Raw genomic sequence first — 23841 nt, 5'->3', positions numbered from 1 at the left:
AAGCCCGCTCCCACAAGGGTTCAGCGGTGCAGCAAAAACAGGTTACAGCCCGACGACATCCTCTGCCTGCAACCCCTTCTCGCCGGTCACCACGGCGTATTCCACCTGCTGGCCCTCGGCCAATGAGCGGTGGCCTTCACCGCGAATGGCGCGGTAGTGCACAAACACATCCTTGCCGTCTTCACGCTGAATAAAACCATAGCCTTTTGCATCGTTGAACCACTTCACATTGCCGGTTTCACGCGTTGCCATCTGTCTTACTCCCACTTGCATTTTTATTGTTGAGTCGTGCGCATTGAACTGCCGAGTATAAGACAGGCTCAAAAACGATCAACTCAAGTTTACATCGCTGCTTTTTTGCCGATTTTCGGCGAATACGGCACACTACCCGCCCGAGCGCCTGCTCGGTTTTTTCCACTTGAAGCAGCACGCCTATGACCCGCTCCCCGTTCCGCCGTCTGGTGTTTGGCACCTTGCGCCGACTGTTGTACCTCTGGGTTCGCTCCGAGACGATCAACCAGTCGTCCCTAACCCTTAACCTCGACCGCAGCCGGCCGGTGTTCTACGTCCTGCAATCGCCCTCCCTCACCGAATTGGCCGTGGTCGATACCGAGTGCACCAAGGCCGGCCTGCCGCGCCCGGTGCTGCCGGTATCGGTAGGCCCGCTGATCGAACCCGCCGCGTTCTTCTACCTCACGCCGGAGCCGGACTGGCTTGGCCGCCAGGACAAGCGCGGCGCACCGCCAACCCTGAACCGGCTGGTCAACACCCTGACCGAACACGCCGAAGAGAATGCACAAATCATTCCCGTCAGCGTGTTCTGGGGGCAGTCGCCCGAGAGCGAGTCCAGCCCGTGGAAACTGCTGTTTGCCGACAGTTGGGCGGTCACCGGCCGTCTACGCCGGCTGTTAAGCATTCTGATCCTGGGCCGCAAGACCCGCGTGCAATTCTCTGCGCCTATCAACCTGCGTGAATTGATCGAGCACAATAAAGGTCACGAACGCACCGTGCGGATGGCCCAGCGCATCCTGCGTGTGCACTTTCGTAACCTGAAGACCGCCGTGATCGGCCCTGACCTGTCCCACCGCCGCAATTTGGTGAAGGGCCTGGTCAATATGCCGTTGGTGCGCCAAGCCATCAGCGAGGAAGCCGAACGCGAGAAAATCACCCCGGAAAAAGCCAAGGCCCAGGCCCTGCGCTACGGTAACGAGATCGCCTCGGACTACACCTACACCGCGATCCGCTTTCTGGAAGTGGTACTGAGCTGGTTCTGGAACAAGATCTACGACGGCATCAAGGTCAATAACATCGAGGGTGTGCAAAAGGTCGCCCAGGGTTATGAGGTGATCTATGTGCCTTGCCACCGCAGCCATATCGACTACCTGCTGCTCTCGTACCTGCTGTTCAAGAATGGCCTGACTCCACCGCATATCGCCGCCGGCATCAACCTGAACATGCCGGTAATCGGCAGCCTGTTGCGCCGTGGCGGTGCGTTTTTCATGCGCCGCACCTTCAAGGGCAACCCGCTGTATACCTCGGTGTTCAACGAATACCTGCACACGCTGTTCACCAAGGGTTTCCCGGTGGAGTACTTCGTGGAAGGCGGGCGTTCGCGCACCGGGCGTATGCTGCAACCGAAAACCGGGATGCTGGCCATTACCCTGCGCAGTTTCCTGCGCTCTTCGCGCATGCCGATCGTGTTTGTGCCGGTGTATATCGGCTATGAGCGTGTGCTGGAAGGCCGCACTTACCTCGGCGAGCTGCGCGGCGCGAGCAAGAAAAAAGAATCGATCTTTGATATTTTCAAAGTGGTCGGCGCGCTCAAGCAGCGATTTGGCCAAGTCGCGGTCAACTTCGGTGAACCGATCAAACTGGCCGAGTTTCTCGACACCGAGCAACCCGACTGGCGCAACCAGGAACTGGGGCCGAACTACAAACCCGCCTGGCTCAACGAAACCACCAACCGCCTCGGTGAGCAGGTGGCGCGCCACTTGAACGAAGCCGCCGCTGTCAACCCGGTGAACCTGGTGGCACTGGCGCTGCTGTCCACCACCCGCCTGGCCCTGGACGAACAGGCCATGGCGCGTCAGTTGGACCTGTACCTCGCGCTGCTGCGCCGCGTGCCGTACTCGCCGCATACCACCTTGCCGGAAGGCGATGGCATGGCGTTGATCAAGCACGTCAAGGACATGGACCTGCTGTCCGAGCAGAGTGACGCCCTGGGCAAGATTCTGTACCTGGACGAGCAGAATGCCGTCCTGATGACCTATTACCGCAACAACGTGCTGCACATCTTCGCCCTGCCCGCGCTGCTGGCAAGCTTCTTCCAAAGCAGCTCGCGGATGAGTCGCGAACAAATCCTGCGTTACACCCGCGCGCTCTACCCGTACCTGCAATCGGAGTTGTTTATCCGCTGGTCGCTGGAGGAGCTGGACGCGGTGGTCGACCAGTGGCTTGAGGCGTTTGTCAAACAAGGCCTGCTGCGCTTCGAAAACGAGGTCTACCTGCGCCCGGCCCCGAGTTCGCGGCACTTTGTGCTGCTGACGTTGCTGTCCAAGAGCATCGCCCAGACCCTGCAACGCTTCTACATGGCGATCTCGCTGCTGCTCAACAGCGGCCAGAACAGCATCAGCGCCGAAGAGCTGGAAGACCTGTGCACGATCATGGCCCAGCGCCTGTCGATCCTGCATGGCCTCAATGCCCCGGAATTCTTCGATAAGAGCCTTTTCCGACATTTTATCCAGACGTTGCTGGAGGAAGATGTGCTGCGCCGCGATGCCGCCGGTAAGTTGAGCTACCACGACCTGCTGGGTGAGCTGGCCGAAGGCGCGGCAAAACGCGTGTTGCCGGCCGATATTCGCCTGTCGATCCGCCAGGTGGCGTTGCACCGTGTCGATGGCGCCGCCGAGGCACCGGCCGCGCCTGAAGAAAGCCGCTAGATTGAATGAGGCGTCGGGGGGATTCCGGCGCCGTTGAAAAGGAGCTGCACCATGAAAAAGATCATCCTCCTCGGCCTGACCGCCCTGCTCGGAGCCTGCCAGTCCATGAACCCCGCCGCCAAAGCCAGCCTCGACGGTGAAGTGTTCTACCTGCAACGCATCGCCCTGCCGCCCACCGCCACCTTGAGCGTCAGCCTGCAGGACGTGTCCTTGATGGACGCCCCGGCCGTGACCCTGGCTGAACAGAAAGGCCCGGTAAAAGGCCAGGTACCACTGCCGTTTCACCTGAGCTACGACCCCGCCCACATCAAGCCAGGTCACACGTACTCGGTGAGCGCTCGCATCGAGCTGGATGGCAAGCTACTGTTTATCACCACCGAACGGCACGCTGTACAGCTGAACGGCCAAGACCCGCAACCACTGCGCCTGCGGGTGGATGCGGTCGCACACTGATACTTTCCAGCCCCTAAGCCCGATCAAAAGGAAGCGCCCATGCTCCGTAACTCCCTTCGCCTCACGGCCCTGTGCGCCGGCCTGCTGCTTGGCGCCAACGCCATGGCCCTGTCACTTGGCAACCTGTCCCAGGCTGACGCCAGCGGCGGCCTCAAGGATGCACTGACCCAAGGCGCGCAGATTGCCGTGAAACAACTGGGCGTACCCGGTGGTTTCAGCAACAACCCACAAGTGAAGATTGGTCTGCCAGGCAAGCTGGGCAAAGTGGCCGACAAGCTGAAAATGTTCGGCATGGGCGATCAAGTCACGCAGTTGGAAACCAGCATGAACAAGGCGGCTGAAACCGCCGTGACCCAGGCGCAACCGATTCTGGTCAATGCGGTAAAAAACATGAGCGTGACCGACGCCAAGGGCATCCTCACTGGCGGCCAGGACTCGGCGACTCAATACCTGAACAAAAGCAGCCGCGAAGAGATCCGCGCCAAGTTCCTGCCGATCGTCAAGGCTGCCACCGACAAGGTTGGCGTCGCCCAGCAATACAACGCCCTGGCGGGCAAGGCGGCGGCCTTTGGCGCGGTTGATGCCAAAAGTGCCAATGTCGAAAGCTACGTGACCGAACAGGCGCTGGATGGCTTGTTCAAAATGATTGCGCAGCAGGAAGAAACCATTCGCAAGAACCCTGCGGCGGCAGCCACCAGCCTGGCGAAGAAGGTGTTTGGCGCGCTGTAATGCCCCAGCGTCACCCTTCACTCTGCTGCGCCCAGGTGGGTCCTCACACACCTGGGCGCAGTTGTCTTGCGCTAGCGGCCTAGCGACTCAACGAAACAGCGGATACAAAGGCCTGTACGGCTGTGGCTGTGGCTGTGGCTGTGGCTGTGGCTGTGGCTGTGGCTGTGGCTGTGGCTGTGGCTGTGGCTGTGAGTGCGGTTTACCGTAGCTCGGCTTGGCGGGTTGGGTGTGACCCACCACTGGCTGAACGGAATGAGGACGGTGAGGCCCGGGCTTTCCATGATCCGGCCTCTGCGGCCTGGTGGTCTCGACCTGTTTGCAAGGCAAATGATTGCCCAACAACGCGCCGAAAAACGCCCCTTTAAAAGCAGCAATTTCAGTAAAAAACGACATATGGCACTCCATAAACTCATTGAATCGGGCCCGACCGCCAACAGGCGAAGTCGAAACCCGTGCCTGTTCATCAGGCAATGCTGAGTGGAGTGAAAAAGAGGAACGTTCCACCGCCGCCGATAGCGGTTTGCATCGGCATGTAAATCAATGAATAACCGAGCCCGCCAGCCGCCCTAGCATGATCGTCGCGAAACAGCCGATAGCCACGGACGTCGCGCGGTTGATCTTCAAGGGCGTGAACCACGTCTTCTGAATGCCTTCAAAGCGGCTGCCCAGCACGATCCACGCCGCCCCTACCGGTATCACCACCATCGCAAGGGTGGCCATGAACCCCACATAGCCTTGCAGCGACGTAAAGGCGTCGGCCGGTGCGATAAACGAAACGATCAGCAGGCCTTTGGGGTTCATCACGGTGAGCCAGAAAAAATACAGGCCGGAAAAACCGTCGCCGGCCGCAGTGACAGCGCTGCTTTTGCGCTGCCACAGCCTGAACGAGACATACAGCAGGTAGCAGGCCGCCCCCAGTTGCGTGATGTTCAACATCCCTGGCGAATAGGCCGCGAGATAAAGCAACGCCACGCCCCACACCGACACCTGCAGCAAGTAGGCCAGGCATTCGATAAAGACCAGCGTCCACGACGCCCGATAGCCGAACAACACCCCCGCACGGAACAGCAGGGTGTTGGTCGGGCCTGGGGCGAGCAACAACAACATCAGGGCTGAAACGGTGGCCAGCATGATTACGCGACGTCCTTCCTCACTCGGAACCACGCAGCATACAGGGCCGGCAAGAACAATAGGGTCAACGCCGTTGCCACGATCAATCCGCCCATGATCGCCACCGCCATCGGCCCGAAGAACACGCTGCGTGACAGCGGAATCATCGCCAGCACCGCCGCCAGGGCTGTCAGCACAATCGGGCGGAAGCGTCGGACGGTGGCTTCGATGATCGCCTGCCACGGTGCCAATCCAGCCTTGATGTCTTGTTCGATCTGGTCCACCAGGATCACCGAGTTGCGCATGATCATCCCCGACAAGGCGATGGTTCCCAACATGGCGACAAAGCCGAAGGGTTGACGGAATACCAACAGGAACAAGGTCACCCCGATCAAGCCCAGCGGTGCCGTCAGAAACACCATCGCCGTGCGTGAGAAACTGCGCAGTTGCAGCATCAGCAGGGTCAGCACCACCACAATGAACAAAGGCACACCGGCCTTGACCGAGTTCTGGCCACGGGCAGAATCCTCGACGGTGCCGCCGACTTCGAGCAAGTAGCCGTCCGGCAGTTCTGCGCGCACGTCAGCGAGCGTTGGCAGAATCTGCTGCACCAGCGTCGCCGGTTGTTCCTTGCCGTAGATGTCGGCGCGCACGGTGACCGTCGGCAGGCGGTTGCGATGCCAGATAATGCCCTCTTCGAAGCCGTATTCGAGGGTAGCAATCTGCGACAGCGCCACGCTTTTGCCATTGTCGGTCGGCACCGCCAGGCTTGGCAGCAATGACAACTCGGTGCGCTCATGCACGGTGCCGCGCAGGAGGATTTCGATCAACTCGTTGTCCTCGCGAAATTGGCTGACGGTGGAACCGGTCAGCGAACTCTGCAGGAACTTCGACAGGTTGGCGGTGCTTACGCCGAGGGCACGGGCGCGGTCCTGGTCGATATTGAGGTAGACGACTTTGCTCGGTTCTTCCCAGTCCAGGTGCACGTTGACCACATGGGTATTTTCGCGAACCTTGGCCGCCACTTTGCGGGCCAAGGCACGAACTTCCTCGATGTGTTCACCGGTCACACGAAACTGCACCGGATAGCCCACTGGCGGGCCGTTCTCCAGGCGCGTGACCCGCGAGCGCAGGTCGGGGAATTGTTCGTTAAGGGTTTCGATCAACCAGGTACGCAGGCCTTCACGCTCTTCGATGGTTTTGGCCAGCACCACAAATTGCGCGAAGCTCGCGGCCGGCAGTTGTTGGTCCAGGGGCAGATAGAAACGCGGCGAACCCGTGCCAACGTAGGCCACATAGTTTTCAATGCCTGCGTGCTCCTTGAGCAAGGCTTCCAGGCGTTTGACCTGGTCGGCGGTGTTGCTCAGTGAGGCGCCTTCCGCCAGTTTCAGGTCAACCATCAATTCCAGGCGACCGGAAGCGGGGAAGAACTGTTGCGGCACAAATCGGAACAGCGCCACCGAGCCGATAAACAGCGCCAAGGTCAGGACAATCACGGTCTTGCGGCGACGCACACACCATTCAACCAAACGCCTTACACGTTGGTAGAACGGCGTGCCGTAGGGGTCGGGGCCATCGGTGCCGTGTTTGGCCGCGTGAATTTTCGCCAGGTCCGGCAGGAGTTTTTCTCCCAGGTACGGCACAAACACCACCGCAGCGACCCACGAGGCCAGCAGCGCGATGGTCACCACCTGGAAGATCGAGCGGGTGTATTCGCCGGTGCTCGATTGTGCGGTGGCAATCGGCAGAAAGCCCGCCGCCGTGATCAAGGTGCCCGTCAGCATGGGGAACGCCGTGCTGGTCCAGGCGAAGCTGGCGGCCTTGAGCCGGTCGTAACCCTGCTCCATTTTGATCGCCATCATTTCCACGGCGATGATGGCGTCGTCGACCAGCAAACCCAAGGCCAGCACCAACGCGCCGAGGGAGATTTTGTGCAGGCCGATACCGAGGTAATACATTGTGGCAAAGGTCATCGCCAGCACCAGCGGAATCGCCAGGGCCACCACCATACCGGTGCGCACCCCCAGTGAGAAAAAACTCACCAGCAAGACGATGGCCAACGCCTCGGCCAATACCTGTACGAACTCACCGACGCTGGTTTTCACTGCCGCCGGCTGATCCGACACCTTGCGCAGTTCCATGCCAGCCGGGAGGTTCTTCTGCAGGCGTGCGAATTCACCTTCAAGGGCCTTGCCCAATACCAGAATGTCGCCGCCATCGCGCATGGCCACCGCCAGGCCGATGGCGTCCGCGCCCATATAACGCATGCGCGGCGCCGACGGATCGTTGAAGCCACGGTGGATGTCGGCCACGTCGCCAATACGGAACGTGCGGTCCCCCACGCGAATCGGGAAATTGCGGATCTCCTCCACGGTTTTGAAATTGCCTGACACGCGCAGCTGCACACGTTCGGTCGGGGTTTCAAAGAAGCCGGCCGTAGAGACGGCGTTCTGCTCCTGCAATGCCTGCTGCACTGCCGCCAATGGCAGGCCGAGGGTGGCGAGCTTGAGGTTGGACAGTTCGATCCAAATCTTCTCATCCTGTAGCCCAAGCAGCTCGACCTTGCCCACATCCGGCACACGTTGCAGTTGAATCTGAATGCGATCGGCGTAGTCCTTGAGCACCGCGTAGTCGAAGCCGTCGCCGGTCAGCGCGTAGATATTGCCGAAGGTGGTGCCGAATTCATCGTTGAAAAACGGCCCCTGGATATCCGGCGGCAAAGTCTGGCGGATGTCACTGATCTTCTTGCGCACCTGGTACCACAGGTTCGGAATCTGCGCGGAATGCATCGCGTCGCGGGCCATAAAGGTGACCTGGGACTCACCGGGCCGCGAGAAGGACACGATGCGCTCGTAGTCGCCCGTCTCCATGAGTTTTTTCTCGATACGCTCGGTGACCTGGCGCGAGACTTCCTGGGCGGTGGCCCCGGGCCAATTGGTCTTGATGACCATGGCCTTGAAGGTGAACGGCGGGTCCTCGCTTTGCCCCAGCTTGGTGTAGGACAGCGTGCCGACCACCGCCAGCAGGATCATCAGGAACAGTACGATCTGGCGATTACGCAACGCCCATTCGGAAAGATTGAAACCCATCGGGGACTACTCCTTGGCCGCCAGATTCACAACTCGGTTGGAGCGATCCACCGGGCGCACTTGCTGGCCCTCATGGAGCACATGCACGCCCGCTGCAATCACCCAATCGGTGGGGGCCAAGCCTTCGAGGACCGGCACGGTTTTTTCGCCGAAGGCGCCAATGCGCACCGGTGTGCGTTTCAGCGTGTTGTCCGCTTGCACACGCCACACATAGGACGCGCCGTTCTCCGCACTGAGCGCAGACAGCGGTACCGACAGAGGAATTACGCCGTCAGCCTGGATGAACACTCGGGCGCTCTGGCCCAGTTCGGCCGGGACTTTGCCACCTGTGAAGGCGACGCGGGCGGCGAAGGTACGCGACTTGGGATCAGCCGCAGGCGACAACTCACGGATGCGCCCGGCAAAGCGTTGGTCTGGCTGGCTCCACAGTTCCACCGACACCGGCTGACCAATCTTGAACCGGCCGAAGCCTTGCTCGGGCAGGCTGATCAGCACTTCGCGCTCACCATCGGTGGCCAGGGTGAACACCGTCTGGCCGGCGGACACCACTTGGCCGACTTCCACCGCGCGCTTGGCGACAACACCGTCCTGGGGCGCGCGCAGCACCGCATAGCCGGCCTGGTTGCTCGACACATCAAATTCAGCCTTGATCTGCTTCAGGCGCGCTTCACCGGATCGGTAAAGGTTTTCGGAATTGTCGTACTGCGAGCGGCTGACCATCTGACGGTCCATCAGGGTCTTGTAACGGTCACGCTCGGCGCGCACCAGGCTCAGGTTGGCCTCGGCGGCGGCGACCTGGGCACGGGTGGCTTCCAGTTGCAGGCGCACATCCTGTGGGTCGAGCTCTGCCAGCGGCTGGTTAGCCTTGACCCGCTCGCCCTCCTCCACCCACCGCTTGCTGACTTTACCGCCGATACGAAAGGCCAGATCCGGCTCATACCGGGCGCGCACCTCACCCGGATAGCTGTCCATCGCCTGGGCCGAAGGCTGCGGTTGCACCACCATGGCCGGGCGGACGGTGGTTTGGGCCGCTTCTTCATGGCCGCAGGCGGCCAACAGGAAGACCAGGCTGACAGGCAACGCAAGGGGCAGGAAAGTGCTGCGCATGCTGAAGGACCTTTCGCAAATGGAGCTAGGAATAATTATACTGGCCAGTATGTTATTAATACCAAACTCGCCAGTCCAGTATTAAAGGTGAAAATGTCCGACAATCCAGTGAACACCAATAGCCCCGGGCGTCCCAAGGACATGGCAAAACGCCAGGCAATCCTCGAAGCAGCTAAAATCCTGTTTTTGAGCAATGGCTACGCGAGCACCAGCATGGATGCCGTGGCCCTCGAGGCCGGCGTGTCAAAACTGACGGTCTACAGCCACTTCACCGACAAAGAGACGTTGTTCACCGCCGCCGTCGTGGCCAAGTGCGAGGAGCAACTGCCGGTGATGTACTTCGAATTGCCCGAAGACATCCCGGTGCAGACTGTGTTGCTGAATATCGCGCGGGGGTTCCATCGGCTGATCAACAGCGAGGAGTCGGTGAACCTGCATCGCCTGATGATGACCACCGGCAATCAGGACGTGAAACTCTCGCAGATCTTCTTTGAAGCCGGCCCCATGCGCATGCTGCAGGGCATGGAGCGCCTGCTCAGCCGGATCGACCAGAGCGGCGCCCTGAGCATCGACAAACCGTTGACGGCGGCCGAGCATTTCTTTTGCCTGCTCAAGGGCACGGCGAACTTCTGCTTGCTGTATGGCTGCGGCGGGCCACTGGATGAAGAAGCCGCCGAAGCCCATGTGCAGGAAGTGGTGGGGTTGTTCATGCGGGCTTATCGGCCCTGAGGCCTTGCGCCGCCCGCACCGGCGCTATCGCAGGCAAGCTAGCTCCCACCGGTGACCGTGTTCTCATGCTGGAATGCATTCTCCTGTGGGAGCAGGGCCTGCCTGCGATGAGCATAGGTATCTACACATTTTTTTACGGATTGAGTGCTGTGGTTGTCGGGGGGCGCTGAGTACATATCCGTTGCTGCGGTAACGGCTGCTTAGGGTTCCGCCCTTACGGCGGGTCACTTTCGGAAAAGAGCCCCAAAAGCAACCAAAAGGGCTCTTGCCCCACCACTCGGCACCTCGCTTAGGCTCGGTGTGCCCTCACGCAGGCTTCAGACCGTGGGCCGCCGCCATGGGCCATCCTTGGCCCATCGCGGCTAACCCGGCGTCCTGCCGGGTTACCCACGCTCCAAAGCCTGCGTTCGGCCAGCGTGGTTAACGGGGCGCCTAAGATCAACAGCAGAGCAAGATCAAAAACAGAGCACGGCGGCCTAGTAGCCGACCTGAGTGGTTAGATCAAAAGCAAAAGCAAAACCGAGGCGGCCTGACAGCCGACCTGATCTTGGAGACTAAACTCAGTCAAATGTGGGAGCTGGCTTGTCGGATCGCCGAACCGCTGCGATGGCATCGACTGTGCCTCACTGATATACCGAGGTGCCCGCATCGCAGGCAAGCCAGCTCCCACAGAAAAGCAGTTTTGCTTCTGAGCAGCTTCTAATCTGCTTCTGCTGTGTTTTTGATCTGCTTTTGCTTCAACCACTCAGGTCAGCTACTAGGCCGCCGTGCTCTGCTGTTGATCTGCTGTTGATCTTGATCTGACAGGCCCCGTTAACCACGATGGCCGAACGCAGGCTTGAATCCGTGGGTAACCCGGCAGGACGCCGGGTTAGCCGCACTGGGCCAGGGATGGCCCATTGCGGCGGCCCACGGATTCAAGCCGGAGAGAGGGCATGCCGAGCCCAGGCGAGGCACCGAGTGGTGGGGCAAAGCGTTTTTTGGTTACTTTTTTAGGCGTTTGTAAAAAAGTGACCCGCCGTAAGGGCGGAACCCTAAGCAGCCGTTACCGCAGCAACGGATATGTACTCAACCTACCTAACCCCTCACAGGCTTAAAGCGACACAAAGAGTTGCGTAGATACCTATACCGCGATGAGGCCCTCAAGGCTTGAGTGCTTTCTTCGGATAGATGTCATACCGGCTCGATTTACCATCCAGCGCATGGCTCGGCTTCGGCCCTTCAATGCACGGCGCTTTGCGCGGACGCTTGACCACCACCCGGTGGCTGGCCAACGCCAGCGCGGCCGCCAGCAACGCCGGTGCGTCGGGATCATCGCCAACCAGCGGCCGAAACAAACGCATTGCCTTCTTCACCAGGGCGGTTTTCTCACGATGAGGGAACATCGGGTCCAGGTAGATCACCTGCGGCGGTTCGCCCTCCCAATTGAGCATCACATCGATGGAATTGCCCTTGAGCAGCTTCATGCGCGCCACAATAGGCGCCACTTCAAAATCATCCGCGCCACGTGCCAGGCCGTCTTCGAGCAAGGCGCCAATCAGCGGTTGACGCTCGATCAGGCTCATCTCGCAGCCCAGGCTGGCCAGCACGAACGCGTCCTTGCCCAAGCCTGCCGTGGCATCCAGCACACGCGGGCGTACCCCCTGAGCAACGCCGACCGCCTTGGCGATCATCTGCCCGCTGCCTCCGCCGTACAAACGCCGGTGAGCTGCGCCGCCCTCGACAAAGTCCACGCGCACCGGCCCCGGTGCGTCAGGCCCAAGCTGCTGGAGTTGCAGGCCGTGCTCACCAACTTGCAGGGAAAAGTCCGCTTCCTCCAGGTGCAACGGCAGGCCCAGCAACGAAGCCCACTGCTCGGCACGCGCCGTAAAACCTTCGGCCAAGGCCTCGACCCGAATGCGGCTGGCCGCTGGTAGTTCGCTCATCAATCGCTACGCTCAAAAATATTAAGGATCGGCACATAACGGCCGATAAAAACAACAGTCAGGTATTTTGCCAGAGCTGAGCGTCGACCGAGAAAAATGTCAGACATTCTTCCCCTAACTATCGGTGTACTGCCGACCCACAACCACTACGGCCTGCGTAATACTCAAGCGCTGGCCGGCGTGAGTCATGTGTGGCAGGACTTCTTCGCCCGTGCGTTGGCCGAACAGCTCGGCGATACGCCGCAGGCGCTCGCCGCCAAGGCACCGGCACCGAGAGACCCGGCGCTGGAACCCAGCGAAGGCGCCGACCTGTTGTCACAGATCCTCACCCAGCGTGAGTGCGATGTGAAGGAAACCGAGATCGCGCCGCCGGAGCCACTGTTCCTGCCCATCGCCGAATTTGAAACCGAGTTGCTGCCACCGCCCCCTGTACCGTTCCCGGCAGAAGAAATCGTCGCCCAGCAGCGCCAGCAAACCTTTGAAAGCAGCTGGGTACGCCCGATTGTCCTGAACGCCGGTCAACCACTGCCCGCGCCAGGCCCGGCACCGGAACCACAGCCCTTGCACCTGCCGATTGCCGAGTTCGAACTGGACCTGCTGCCACCACCCGCCACGCCGTACCCGACCGAAGCACTGGCAGCGCAACAGAAAGCGCTGGACTTCGATTACCACTGGGCGCGCCCCCTGATCGTCAACAACCTGCGCCTCGCCGCCTGACCCTCAGCGGCACACCCACCAGGGCCCCATGTCCAGATGGAAGTGATTACGATGGGCCGCGTTGTAGTCCGGGCTCAACACCACGTTGAAATCCGCGCAGGCTGCCTCTCGCACCTGCCGCAAAAACCGCGCGCCATCGCCTGCTCCCGGCCAGTCCTTGAGCACACTGATGCTGCGCCCATCCGCCAGGCGGAAGCCGGCAATGTCCAGGGCGTTCGCCGATGCGTGTTGACTGAGCCGCCCTTCCGCGCGGTTATACACGTTGCGACAGGCAAAGCTGCCCAAGTGATCGACCCGCGTCACCGCCTGGCCAAATACCGCCTGGGCGGCCGGTTGCAGGCTATGGCGCTCGAACAAGGCAAACGCTACGGCCAGTGGGCAACTGGCAAGAAAGCTGCTGCTCAAGGCCACGTCGGCGCCTTGCACGCGCAAGATGTTGCGCAATGGGCACGCGGCGTCAGCCGGACTGTCTGCCTGATGGCTGACGCGTAAACCAGAGGTTTTCAGCACCTGCTCGCACAGCGCCGGATCATCCTGCAGCCGCCCGAGTTTGAAGCGCGTCAACAGGTTCGGGCGGGTGCGCACATCCAGCGGCGCCCAGGGGTTCCATTCATTGGGCAACGGCACCCAGCCTCGCCACACACCCAAGGCAAACACCCCGGCCAGCACCAGCAGCGCACCGAGCACTTTAAAAAAACGCACGGCTTAGCCCTTGAAGAACTGGTTGGCCTGGCTGAACCGCATCTTGCGCTCGGTGAAGGTAAAGGTGCCCAGCGCGTACACCTCCTGCGCGGCGCGGTAAAACTCGCCATACGCCGCCAACGCCATGGCCGAGCCGACACTGATGCGCCGCACGCCCATCTCGCTCAATTGCGCCACGCTGAGGTTCAAGCCGCCGGACATCAACACGTTCACCGGCTTGGGCGCAACGGCCTTGACCACTGCAAGTATTTCCTCGGCGCTGCTTAGCGCAGGGGCATACAGCACGTCGGCACCGGCTTCGGCGTAGGCCTGCAACCGGCGGATGGTGTCAGGCAAATCCAGGCGGCCATGCAGGAGGTTTTCCGCGCGGGCGGTCAGCGTGAACGCGAACGGCAAACTACGCGCTGCGGCAACCGCCGCTTCGACGCGTTGAACAGACAAATCGAACGGGTAGATTGGATCGACGGCAATGCCCGTGGCGTCTTCGATGGAGCCGCCGACAATTCCCGTAGCCGCTGCGCGCAGGATGGTTTGGGCGCAGCCTTCGGGCGTATCGCTGAAACCGTTTTCCAGATCCGCCGCCACCGGTAGCGCGGTCGCCCGGACAATCGAAGTAGCATTAGCCAACGTGTCCTCCAGCGACAACGCACCTTCCGCATCCGGCCGCCCCAGGCTGAACGCATAGCCCGCACTGGTGGTGGCCAAGGCTTCAAAGCCGAGGCTGGCCAGCATGATTGCGGAGCCCGCATCCCATGGGTTGGGCATCACGAACGCGCGATCACGTTCATGCAACGCCTTGAAGGTTTCGGCGCGAAGGGTTTGGGCATCCATGACTCACTCCTGGCGGAAAAAGGAGCCCTAGAGTAACCCCAGTTGCTCCGCTTCGGGTTCTCGATGCAAGGTCGGCAGCGGCGGCAGGCCCGGCAAACGGGCCATCAGTTTTTCATGAAAGCGCAGCGCCAGTTGCGCAGCGAGCCGGTTATCCGAGGTGTGCAGGAAGACGTAGGGTGTGCGCCCCTCTTCGATCCAGCCGGCGACTTTTTCCACCCACGGCAGCAAAAACGGGTCGTTGGCCTCCAGCTCCGGATGGCCGATGAAACGCACTTGGGGAAACTGGGTCAGCGCTGCTGGGCGCGGCGGCACCTTGGGCTTTTTCGATTGGGCGTGCAATACCGCGGCCGAGGTGGACGTGCAACTGAACAAGGCTCTGGGGTCGAGGCAGATCCGCTCGACACCACGGTCACGTAACAAGCGGTTGAGCGTGCGTTCGGCATCGCCCTTGGCGAAGAACTCCGGGTGGCGGACTTCCACGGCCAACGGGCGTTCCAGGCCATCAATAAAACCGGCGAGCTCGCCGAGGCGTTGCGGCGAAAAGCTCGCCGACAGTTGCAGCCACAATGGCGAAACACGCGCACCCAATGGGCTCATCAGGCCGACAAAACTTTCCGCCGCCGGCAACTGCTCGCGCAAGTCGCCACCGTGGCTGATGTCGCCCGGGAATTTGGCGGTGAAGCGAAAATCTTCAGGCATGATTTCAGCCCAGCGCTGCACCGTGGCGGCCGAGGGGCGAGCATAGAAAGTGGTGTTGCCTTCAACGGCGTTGAAGACCTGGGAGTACAGGGCGAGGTAATCGCTGGAGCGCGCGTCGGCCGGGTACAGGTACTCGCGCCAGGCGTTTTCACTCCAGGACGGGCAACCAATAAAGTAAGGCAGGCGCATCAGATGTGGATGTCGAGACCCAGCACTTCCATATCCCATTCGACAAAGCCGGCGGTGGTCAGGTAGCTGGCCAGGGCGGTGGCGACGCTTTTGCTCATGGAACGGTGGAACACCATGTCTTGCTGACGGGCGGGAAGACCACTGATACGCGCACCGGCGGACGCCTGGGCGTTGGACTGCACGTCGGACTGGACCTCAATGAAGTCCGGCGAATCCTCGACGGAATCGTCTACCGTCACGTTCGCCTTACGTGGCTTACGCTTGAGGGGGTAGGACTGTGAGGAAAAGCCGTCTATACGCATACATGCAGACTCGGTATCAATGATGGCAATTTAGCGGCACTTTCCGATGTGCGCAAATGCTCTGGTGATAACTAGAACACATAATTTGTAAAAGGTTTACAAACCCGGTCAAATTCTGACGATTGGCGAAAATCGCCACAAAAATCTCGCTTTTTTGGCGTCAAATAATCCCGCGCTCAGCCTTGGTTTGCGCCACTTTATCGCGCAGATAAACCGGTGCAGCCTGATCGGCGGGGACCGCTTCGCCACGCTCGAAAGCGAAGCGCGCCAGGGTCAACAGGTCTTCGGCATGCGGCAACATGGCGGCGTCCTGGCCGACCACGTGCACATTGATACGCTCGCCATAACCCCAGCCGGTACCGGCGCCAAACCAGTCACCGCTGGCATCCACGGGCAACGCGCTGACTTGCGGCGGTTGCACGGCTTCCACGCCCACCAGGCGCATTTCGCCAGCTGTCTCGCGGTAGCATCCCCAATAGACTTCATCCATCCGTGCATCAATGGCCGCCGCCACTTGCGAGGCGCCGTGCTCACGCAGCGCACGCTGGGCCAGCACCGCGAGGTTGGAGACCGGCAACACCGGGCGTTCCAACGCAAACGCCAGGCCCTGCACCACGCCAATCGCAATGCGAACGCCGGTAAACGCGCCCGGGCCACGCCCAAAGGCAATGACATCGACCGCAGCAAGGCTGGTGCCGGCGTCTTCGAGCAGTTGCTTGATCATCGGCAACAGCTTCTGCGCATGCAGGCGCGGGATCACCTCGTAGTGGCTCGTTACCTTGCCATCGTGCAGCAAGGCAACAGAGCAAGCTTCAGTCGCGGTGTCCAGGGCCAGCAGGGTGCTCATCAGTGTAGGTGTCCAAATCGGAAAAAAGTGCGCCAGTATAAACAACAACGGCCCGCAAGCGGGCCGTTGTGCATGCAGCTAAGCGTTTGATCAGCTCAGCGCTTGCAGCACCTTGGCGGTGATCGCTTCTACCGAGCCCACGCCAGGAATGTGGCTGTACTTCGGCTTGCCCTGAGCAGCCGACAGTTTCTGGTAGAAGTCCACCAGTGGCTTGGTCTGGGAATGGTAGACCGACAGACGATGGCGCACGGTTTCTTCGGTGTCGTCCTTGCGCTGTACCAGGTCTTCGCCAGTCACATCGTCCTTGCCTTCAACCTTGGGCGGGTTGTAGACGGTGTGGTACACGCGGCCCGAGGCCTCGTGAACACGACGACCGGCGATACGCTGCACGATCTCTTCGTCTTCAACCGCGATTTCAACCACGGCATCCAACTCGACGCCCGCCTTCACCAGGGCTTCAGCCTGGGGAATGGTGCGTGGGAAGCCGTCGAACAGGAAACCGTTCTTGCAGTCGTCCTGGTTGATGCGTTCCTTGACCAGGTTGATGATCAGGTCATCGGAAACCAGGCCACCGCTGTCCATCACGCTTTTTGCGATCAGGCCCAGCTCGGTGCCAGCCTTGACGGCCGCGCGCAGCATGTCGCCGGTGGAGATTTGTGGAATGCCGAATTTTTCAGTGATGAACTTTGCCTGAGTACCTTTACCGGCCCCGGGAGCTCCCAGCAGAATGACGCGCATCGATGTGCTCCTCAATTTTTTATAGAGATGACGCTCGGATTCGCCGCGTGGGGCCAATCTCGTAAAAATATGGCTCGTGAAAATATGGGCCCAAGCCGATCAAAACCCCAAAGGCTGATCAAGATACACAGCGGGCCCTATCCATACAAGCCGCCGAAAGTCGGAGTAACCCGCGCAGGGCATGCGTCATAGGCCGGGTGTGCCTGGGTGCAACCCGGCCGCGTAAACGCCGACCGCCCCTTTCAGGGCGGCCGTCATTGTTTATCTGCAAGTCGTTGAGAACACGCAAGAAACCTTATCCGGTGTTGCGCAAACCGGCGGCAATACCCGCCACGGACACCAGCAGCGCCTGTTCCAGAGGGCTGTCCTGCGCTGCCTCCTGCCGACGCGAGCGCGCCAGCAACTCGGCCTGCAACAGGTGCAGCGGGTCGAGGTAGGTGTTACGTAAACGGATAAACTCCAGGGTGTCTGGGCTGTGGGCCAGCAGTTGCGACTGGCCAGTCAGGCCAAGGACCACGCTGCACGCCTGCGACAATAGGTCGCGTAAGTGCGCACCCAATGGCAGAAGGTCAGGCTGCACCAGACGCTCGTCATATAAACGCGCTATATCGGCATCGGCCTTGGCCAGCACCATTTCCAGCATATCGATGCGGGTGCGAAAGAACGGCCATTGCTCACGCATCTGCCCCAGCAACTCGCCTTCGCCGCGCTCCAGCGCCTTGCTTAAGGCCGCTTCCCAGCCGAGCCAGGCAGGTAGCATCAGGCGGGTTTGGGTCCAGCCGAAAATCCACGGGATCGCCCGCAGGCTTTCGATACCGCCCGCACGCCGCTTGGCCGGGCGACTGCCCAAGGGTAAGCGGCCCAGTTCCTGCTCCGGCGTGGACTGGCGGAAGTACTCGACGAACTGGGGATTTTCTCGCACGACGGCGCGGTAAGCGCTGACACCGTCTGCTGCCAATTCGTCCATCAAATGGCGCCAGGCCGGCTCGGGCGGCGGCGGTGGCAACAGCGTGGCTTCCAGCACTGCGGCCAGGTAGAGGTTGAGGTTCTGCTCGGCAATGTCCGGCAAGCCGAACTTGAAGCGGATCATTTCGCCTTGTTCGGTGGTGCGGAAACGCCCCGCCACCGAGCCGGGCGGTTGCGACAGGATCGCCGCGTGTGCCGGACCACCGCCACGCCCAACAGTGCCGCCACGACCGTGGAACAACAGCAGTTCCACCTGCTGCTCGCGGCAGATATCCACCAACCGTTCCTGCGCCCGGTACTGCGCCCAGGCGGCCGCTGTGGTGCCGGCGTCCTTGGCGGAGTCCGAGTAACCGATCATCACTTCCTGCGGGCCTTGCAAGCGCGCGCGGTAGCCCGGCAATTGCAGCAGCCGCTCCATCACCGGCCCAGCGTTATCCAGGTCGGCCAGGGTTTCGAACAGCGGGACCACGCGCATCGGTCGTTGCACGCCCGACTCTTTAAGCAGCAATTGCACGGCCAGCACGTCCGACGCGGCGCCCGCCATCGAAATCACGTACGAGCCGAGCGACGCGGCCGGTGCGGCGGCAATTTCCTTGCAGGTATTCAACACCTCGGCGGTGTCCGCCGACGGTTTGAAATAACCCGGAAGCAACGGTCGACGGTTGGTCAGCTCTTTGGTCAGGAAGCTGATACGCGCCTCTTCATCCCAGTCTTCGTAGCGACCCAGGCCCAGGTAATCGGTGATTTCAGTCATGGCCGCCGAATGGCGACTGGAATCCTGGCGCACATCCAGCCGCACCAGGAACAAGCCGAAGGTCACCGCACGGCGCAGGCAATCGAGCAGCGGGCCATCGGCGATCACGCCCATGCCGCACTCGTGAAGCGACTGGTAGCACAGCTCCAGCGGGTCCAGCAGGTCGCGGTTGTTCTGCAAGACCTCAACGGGCGCCGGGGTGTTGGCGCTCAACGCGGTGTGCGCCCATTGCCGCGTGGCACGCAGGCGCTCACGCAATTGCTTGAGCAAGGCGCGATACGGCTCGACGCTGTCGCCGACCTTGGCTTGCAACGCCGGGCTGGCCTGTTGCATCGACAACTCGGACGCCAAGTGGTCGATATCACGCAAATACAAATCCGCCGCCATCCAGCGCGCCAGCAACAGCACTTCGCGGGTGACCGGCGCGGTGACATTCGGGTTGCCATCACGGTCGCCGCCCATCCACGAGGCAAACCGAATCGGTGCGGCCTCCAGTGGCAGGTGCAGGCCAGTGGCCGCGTGCAAGGCGTGGTCAGCCTTGCGCAAGTAATTGGGGATGGCCTGCCACAACGAATGCTCAATGACTGCAAAGCCCCACTTGGCTTCATCCACCGGGGTGGGCCGCACGCGGCGGATTTCTTCGGTGTGCCAGGCTTCGGCGATCAACCGCTGCAAACGTTCGCGGATCTGCTCGCGCTCGGCCGTGGTGAGGTCGCGGTGATCCTGCAGCGCCAGTTGCGCGGCGATCGCATCGTATTTCTGGATCAGGGTGCGGCGCGCCACTTCAGTCGGGTGGGCGGTCAGCACCAATTCAATCTCCAACCGCGCCAACTGGCGGGCCAGGGATTCGTTGCTATGACCTTCGCTTTGCAAGCGGGCCAGCAGTTCCGGCAATACGCGGGATTCGAACGGTGCCGGTTGCGACTCATCGCGCCGGTGGATCAATTGATACTGCTCGGCGATGTTGGCCAGGTTGAGGAACTGGTTAAAGGCTCGTGCCACAGGCAACAGTTCGCTTTCCTGCAATTGGTTCAAGCTGGCGCTGAGTTCCTCGCCGGCGGTTTGCTCGGCTACGCCACCTCGGCGGTCGGCCTTGGCGCCTTTGCGGATCTGCTCGATCTTGTCGAGAAAATCATCGCCGTATTGCTCTCGAATGGTGTTGCCCAACAGCTCACCCAGCAGGTGAACATCCTCACGCAAGCGTGCATCGATATCACTCATCAGCCAATCTCCAGCCAGAAATCCGGGACGCGCAGGCCTTCCAGAGTGCCGCTCGCATCGGTTTCTGACAAGACACTTTAAACCTTGCCGGTTACAGCTAGTCTCAACAGTGAGTCGTCGCGTTTATCCACGCAGGCGGCTGGACACTCATCACCGCCTGCCATCGCGGGCTTATTGAGGTTGCCATGAAAATTCGAGAACTGGCCCAGCATTGGGAAGAGACCGCCAAGGGTCGCCTGACCAAAACCGAGTATGCGATCCATCTGGACATGGAGTCCGCCGCACGGCTGGCCGCGATCGCCGAGATGTACCCCAAGCGCCACCCCGAAGAACTGCTCGGTGAGCTGATCGGCGCCGCCCTTGAAGAGCTGGAAGCCAGCTTTCCCTACATCAAGGGTCAGCACGTGATCGCCACCGATGAAGAGGGGGACCCGCTGTACGAAGACGTCGGCCCTACTCCGCGTTTTCTCACCCTGTCGCGGCGCTATCTGCATGATTTATCAGCCGGTACCGACGAACAGAAGCACTGATTACCCTCCGTTAAACCCCTTCCAACCCCAGGTATTCCGGGCCTCGCGCAGGCTCGGCGTACCTTTGCGCAAAGCAAAAGTTCAAACTTTTAAACGCTGACCAAACAGTCAGATATTTTTTTAGGCAAATCGCCATCTTCTCTGAACTTTTGAAAAAAGCATCAGGTCACAGCCAGTAAGCCATCAGTTGGAACGGCCGTTTGAAAAGGCACCACGCGCTTTACCGCCGGGGCCGCGACTGCAGACCAACGAAATGGATTTTGATGTTTTTGAGGAGTAATCCAATGGAGTTGAAGACGATGAAGACCAGCACTGCCAAATCCTCGTTTAACCACCTGCGCGCGCTCAAATTGGCCGCGCTGGCAATCGGCACCAGCTTCGTACTGGCGGGCTGCGCCGGTAACCCACCGACCGAGCAATACGCCGTGACCCAATCTGCGGTGAACAGCGCCGTCAGCGCCGGGGGTACCGAGTACGCCGCTGTGGAAATGAAGTCGGCTCAGGACAAGCTCAAAGAAGCTGAAATCGCGATGCACGACAAGAACTACGACAAGGCGCGTCAGCTGGCCGAACAAGCCGAATGGGATGCCCGCGTTGCTGAGCGCAAAGCCCAGGCTGCCAAGGCTGACCAGGCTGTGAAGGACTCCCAGAAAGCTGTTCAGGAGCTGCGTCAGGAAGGCATGCGCCCGGCTGTTATCAAACAGCAATAAGCCGCCGCCACTGGCCACTGATTGCAGTGCACCCGATATCGAATTGAAAGGACGACACGACTATGCGTAAACAACTGATGATCCCTGCCCTGCTGGCGATGAGCGTTGCTCTGGCGGCCTGCTCCACCCCGCCGAACGCGAACCTGGAAAACGCACGGACCAACTTCTCGGCCCTGCAAGCCAACCCGAATGCCACCAAGGTAGCGGCGCTGGAAACCAAGGACGCCCAGGATTGGCTGGACAAGGCTGACAAGGCCTACCGTGACAAGGAAGACCAGAAGAAAGTCGACCAACTGGCCTACCTGACCAACCAGCGCGTTGAAGTGGCGAAAGACACCATCGCCCTGCGCCAATCCGAAGCCCAGCTGAAAAACGCCGGTGACGAACGTGCCCGCGCCCTGCTGCAAGCCCGTGATGCGCAGATCAAGCAACTGCAAGACAGCTTGAACGCCAAGCAGACTGATCGCGGCACCCTGGTGACTTTCGGTGACGTGCTGTTCGCCACCAACAAGTCCGACCTGAAATCCAGCGGCCTCGTGAACATCACCAAGCTGGCGCAGTTCCTGCGTGATAACCCGGACCGTAAAGTGATCGTCGAAGGCTACACCGACAGCACCGGTTCCGACTCGTACAACCAGAGCCTGTCCGAACGTCGTGCGGCGTCCGTACAGCGTGCACTGGCTCAACAGGGCGTGGATATCTCGCGCATCGTGACCCAGGGTTACGGCAAGGAATACCCGGTTGCCGACAACGGCAGCGTCTCGGGCCGTGCCATGAACCGCCGCGTTGAAGTGACCATCTCCAACGACAACCAGCCAGTGAAGCCACGTTCGTCGATGGCGAACTGATTGACTGAAGCTGGATAAAAAAACCCACCTTACGGTGGGTTTTTTTTCGGCTATCCGAAGGTAATGGGACGCTCCGGCTCGTCCGCATGCATGACCTTTTTGCGCTCATCGGTGTTGTCCGACAGCCGCTCCATCAGCTGCCTTAGCCCCTCAGCCTGCGCATCCTGCCGCGTCAGCGACTCATGCCCTCTGGCCATGTCCAGCATGTTGCGTATTGCGCCAATATTTATGACCACCTTCCCCGCCCCGTTTGCGTAAGTTACATCGCCCTCTGTGGCGTGTTACGCAAGACGGTTCCAGATATTTCGGTGATCGGGCTATTCCTGCAGTTGCGGGGTTTCCTGCCCCATGCAACGCACCGCTTGCTTCTTGTTGTTGACCAGCACGCCACTCAAGCCTTTCTGCTCGGTATCGAACATCACCAATACGCCATCAACGCATTGCGCGATTTGTGCGGCCGGGGTCAGGGAAATTTTATAGTCCTCGCCCGGTACGGTCTTGAGCATCGTGAAGTCGCTGAGCAGCAATGCATCTTCCGGCTTGGCGAAGTGCAGGTAGCCATAGAACCACAGGCAACCGACGGTACCGATGATGGTGCCGATACCGGTGAGGATCAGCGGGATCATATTGCGTTCTTCGCTCATTGCGGGCTCTCTGATGAATCAACTTTAGGAACAGGGTAATTCGGAATTTCACCCAGGCGGCGCAGGCCGTTGAAGTGCTGCGGGTCGTCCAGATAACGCAGCATCACGGTTTGCCAGGTCTTGTCGGCAAAGGTCTGCACATGGCCGCCACGGGTCAACTGCAACACCCTCGGCGGCGGCGCGGCCTGATACAGGCGAATACCGTTGGCCACCGGCACAATCGGATCATCCAGGCTATGGAACAGCAGCTTCGGCACACCGGTCAGTCGGGGCATGGCGTTGATCGCACTGTCAGCGTCCGGCACCAGCCAGGACAGCGGCACCTGAAACGGCCATGTTAACCAGGACGTGCTGAGCGCGAATTGTCCTACGTCACGATAACTGGCAGGCACGCCATCCAGCACCAGCGCCTTCAGTTGTGGCTGACGTTCCGGGTGCGCCGCCAGGTAATGCACCGCCAGCGCACCACCCAGGCTTTGGCCCAACACCACCAGCGGCTGGCCCTGGGTTTCGGGCGCCTTGTCGATCCACTTAAAGGCAGCATCGATGTCTTGGTAAACCGCTGGCAACGACGGCTTGCCTTGCGACAGCCCATAACCGCGATAGTCCAGCAGCAGCACTTGGTAGCCCTGCTCCGGCAACCACCAACTACCGCCCAAGTGCCAGGCGAGGTTGCCGCCGTTGCCGTGCAGGTGCAGCACCGTGCCTTTGACGGGCACCCCGGGTTTGGCCGGCAGCCACCAGGCATGCAGCTTGACGCCGTCGGCGGTGGTCAACGTGACATCGCGGTATTGCAGGTGGGCTTTTTCCGGCGTGAACGGCAGCCCGGGTTCAGGGTAGAACAGCAGCGAACTGCAGCCGTTCAATGTAAGTAGCAGGCAAAGAATGCCGAGGATTCTCATCCGTTGAAGCCTCGCGATTTGGCCGCGATCTGCAGCCTTGTGGAGATCCAAATGTGGGAGCGGGCTTGCTCGCGAAGGCGGCGTGTCAGTCGATACATGTGTGGCTGATGTACCGCTTTCGCGAGCAAGCCCGCGCCCACATTTTTTAATCGGTTTCGTC

Annotated in this window: 23 protein-coding genes; 8 read left to right on the top strand and 15 right to left on the bottom strand. The window is 60.6% G+C overall.

Annotation, left to right across the window (positions count from 1 at the left end; genetic code table 11):
- Window positions 1–42: 42 nt before the first annotated feature.
- On the bottom strand, window positions 43–252 hold the full coding sequence (locus tag CPH89_RS17280) for a cold-shock protein (protein WP_003219353.1): 210 nt from the start codon (window positions 250–252) through the stop codon (window positions 43–45).
- A gap of 182 nt (window positions 253–434) precedes the next feature.
- Here CPH89_RS17280 and plsB point away from each other — a divergent pair, with 182 nt between their 5' ends.
- Genes plsB through CPH89_RS17265 form a run of 3 tightly spaced genes read left to right on the top strand, consistent with a single transcriptional unit; the run spans window position 435 to window position 4121 of the window.
- A complete protein-coding gene (gene plsB / locus CPH89_RS17275; protein WP_053254722.1) occupies window positions 435–2939 on the top strand; it encodes a glycerol-3-phosphate 1-O-acyltransferase PlsB in 2505 nt (834 codons plus the stop codon).
- Window positions 2940–2990: 51 nt separating this feature from the next.
- On the top strand, window positions 2991–3392 hold the full coding sequence (locus CPH89_RS17270) for a YbaY family lipoprotein (RefSeq protein ID WP_053254721.1): 402 nt from the start codon (window positions 2991–2993) through the stop codon (window positions 3390–3392).
- Between the two features lie 39 nt (window positions 3393–3431).
- The gene (locus tag CPH89_RS17265; protein WP_053254720.1) at window positions 3432–4121 is read left to right on the top strand and encodes a DUF4197 domain-containing protein; all 690 of its coding nucleotides are present in this window, start codon (window positions 3432–3434) and stop codon (window positions 4119–4121) included.
- A 537-nt stretch (window positions 4122–4658) separates the two neighbouring features.
- Here CPH89_RS17265 and CPH89_RS17260 read toward each other — a convergent pair.
- Genes CPH89_RS17260 through CPH89_RS17250 form a run of 3 tightly spaced genes read right to left on the bottom strand, consistent with a single transcriptional unit; the run spans window position 4659 to window position 9427 of the window.
- Window positions 4659–5252: a LysE family translocator gene (locus CPH89_RS17260; protein ID WP_053254719.1), complete on the bottom strand. Its 594-nt coding sequence runs from the start codon at window positions 5250–5252 to the stop codon at window positions 4659–4661.
- Between the two features lie 2 nt (window positions 5253–5254).
- Window positions 5255–8320 (bottom strand): efflux RND transporter permease subunit, encoded by a 3066-nt coding sequence (locus tag CPH89_RS17255; RefSeq protein WP_053254718.1) that lies wholly within the window; start codon window positions 8318–8320, stop codon window positions 5255–5257.
- A 6-nt stretch (window positions 8321–8326) separates the two neighbouring features.
- Entirely contained in the window at window positions 8327–9427 is a 1101-nt protein-coding gene (locus CPH89_RS17250) for an efflux RND transporter periplasmic adaptor subunit (protein WP_053254717.1), read from the bottom strand.
- Window positions 9428–9520: 93 nt separating this feature from the next.
- Here CPH89_RS17250 and CPH89_RS17245 point away from each other — a divergent pair, with 93 nt between their 5' ends.
- Window positions 9521–10156 (top strand): TetR/AcrR family transcriptional regulator, encoded by a 636-nt coding sequence (locus CPH89_RS17245; RefSeq protein ID WP_053254716.1) that lies wholly within the window; start codon window positions 9521–9523, stop codon window positions 10154–10156.
- Between the two features lie 1142 nt (window positions 10157–11298).
- On the opposite strand, the gene CPH89_RS17235 is transcribed toward CPH89_RS17245, so the two are convergent.
- Window positions 11299–12081, bottom strand: a complete 783-nt coding sequence (locus tag CPH89_RS17235; RefSeq protein ID WP_053254715.1) for a class I SAM-dependent methyltransferase — start codon at window positions 12079–12081, stop codon at window positions 11299–11301.
- Between the two features lie 96 nt (window positions 12082–12177).
- On the opposite strand from CPH89_RS17235, the gene CPH89_RS17230 reads away from it, so the two are divergent.
- Window positions 12178–12798: a hypothetical protein gene (locus CPH89_RS17230; protein ID WP_053254714.1), complete on the top strand. Its 621-nt coding sequence runs from the start codon at window positions 12178–12180 to the stop codon at window positions 12796–12798.
- Window positions 12799–12801: 3 nt separating this feature from the next.
- On the opposite strand, the gene CPH89_RS17225 is transcribed toward CPH89_RS17230, so the two are convergent.
- The 7 genes from CPH89_RS17225 to ppc form a co-directional block, all read right to left on the bottom strand.
- On the bottom strand, window positions 12802–13500 hold the full coding sequence (locus CPH89_RS17225; RefSeq protein WP_053254713.1) for an extensin-like domain-containing protein: 699 nt from the start codon (window positions 13498–13500) through the stop codon (window positions 12802–12804).
- 3 nt (window positions 13501–13503) lie between these two features.
- A complete protein-coding gene (locus CPH89_RS17220; protein ID WP_053254712.1) occupies window positions 13504–14331 on the bottom strand; it encodes an isocitrate lyase/PEP mutase family protein in 828 nt (275 codons plus the stop codon).
- A gap of 27 nt (window positions 14332–14358) precedes the next feature.
- Window positions 14359–15219 carry a DUF72 domain-containing protein gene (locus CPH89_RS17215; protein ID WP_053254711.1) on the bottom strand — a complete coding sequence of 287 codons (861 nt, stop codon included), beginning with the start codon at window positions 15217–15219 and terminating at the stop codon, window positions 14359–14361.
- On the bottom strand, window positions 15219–15521 hold the full coding sequence (locus tag CPH89_RS17210; RefSeq protein ID WP_053254710.1) for a hypothetical protein: 303 nt from the start codon (window positions 15519–15521) through the stop codon (window positions 15219–15221). Before CPH89_RS17210 ends, CPH89_RS17215 begins: the two co-directional genes overlap by 1 nt.
- Window positions 15522–15681: 160 nt before the next feature.
- Window positions 15682–16368 carry a tRNA (adenosine(37)-N6)-threonylcarbamoyltransferase complex dimerization subunit type 1 TsaB gene (tsaB, locus tag CPH89_RS17205; protein WP_053254709.1) on the bottom strand — a complete coding sequence of 229 codons (687 nt, stop codon included), beginning with the start codon at window positions 16366–16368 and terminating at the stop codon, window positions 15682–15684.
- A gap of 90 nt (window positions 16369–16458) precedes the next feature.
- Window positions 16459–17106, bottom strand: a complete 648-nt coding sequence (gene adk / locus CPH89_RS17200) for an adenylate kinase (RefSeq protein ID WP_053254708.1) — start codon at window positions 17104–17106, stop codon at window positions 16459–16461.
- A gap of 295 nt (window positions 17107–17401) precedes the next feature.
- Complete coding sequence (gene ppc, locus CPH89_RS17195; RefSeq protein WP_053254707.1) at window positions 17402–20047, bottom strand: phosphoenolpyruvate carboxylase; 2646 nt, start codon at window positions 20045–20047, stop codon at window positions 17402–17404.
- A 185-nt stretch (window positions 20048–20232) separates the two neighbouring features.
- Between ppc and CPH89_RS17190 the strand changes: the two genes are divergently transcribed.
- From CPH89_RS17190 to CPH89_RS17180, 3 genes are all read left to right on the top strand, one after another.
- A complete protein-coding gene (locus CPH89_RS17190; RefSeq protein ID WP_053254706.1) occupies window positions 20233–20577 on the top strand; it encodes a hypothetical protein in 345 nt (114 codons plus the stop codon).
- Between the two features lie 284 nt (window positions 20578–20861).
- The gene (locus CPH89_RS17185; RefSeq protein WP_053254705.1) at window positions 20862–21287 is read left to right on the top strand and encodes a DUF4398 domain-containing protein; all 426 of its coding nucleotides are present in this window, start codon (window positions 20862–20864) and stop codon (window positions 21285–21287) included.
- A gap of 62 nt (window positions 21288–21349) precedes the next feature.
- Entirely contained in the window at window positions 21350–22135 is a 786-nt protein-coding gene (locus CPH89_RS17180; RefSeq protein WP_053254704.1) for a lipotoxin F family OmpA-related lipoprotein LptF, read from the top strand.
- 50 nt (window positions 22136–22185) lie between these two features.
- Here CPH89_RS17180 and CPH89_RS30170 read toward each other — a convergent pair whose 3' ends face one another.
- The 3 genes from CPH89_RS30170 to CPH89_RS17170 all read right to left on the bottom strand — a co-directional run bounded on the left by CPH89_RS30170 (window position 22186) and on the right by CPH89_RS17170 (window position 23681).
- Window positions 22186–22341, bottom strand: coding sequence for a hypothetical protein (locus CPH89_RS30170; protein ID WP_155512278.1), 156 nt, complete (start codon window positions 22339–22341; stop codon window positions 22186–22188).
- 111 nt (window positions 22342–22452) lie between these two features.
- Complete coding sequence (locus tag CPH89_RS17175) at window positions 22453–22779, bottom strand: PA3694 family proteiin (RefSeq protein WP_053254703.1); 327 nt, start codon at window positions 22777–22779, stop codon at window positions 22453–22455.
- Window positions 22776–23681 carry an alpha/beta hydrolase gene (locus tag CPH89_RS17170; protein WP_053254702.1) on the bottom strand — a complete coding sequence of 302 codons (906 nt, stop codon included), beginning with the start codon at window positions 23679–23681 and terminating at the stop codon, window positions 22776–22778. Before CPH89_RS17170 ends, CPH89_RS17175 begins: the two co-directional genes overlap by 4 nt.
- Window positions 23682–23841: the final 160 nt, after the last annotated feature.

Origin of the sequence: Pseudomonas fluorescens (assembly GCF_900215245.1) — a bacterium.
Taxonomy (GTDB): Bacteria; Pseudomonadota; Gammaproteobacteria; order Pseudomonadales; family Pseudomonadaceae; genus Aquipseudomonas; species Aquipseudomonas fluorescens.
This window is presented reverse-complemented; position numbering and strand designations above follow the sequence as displayed.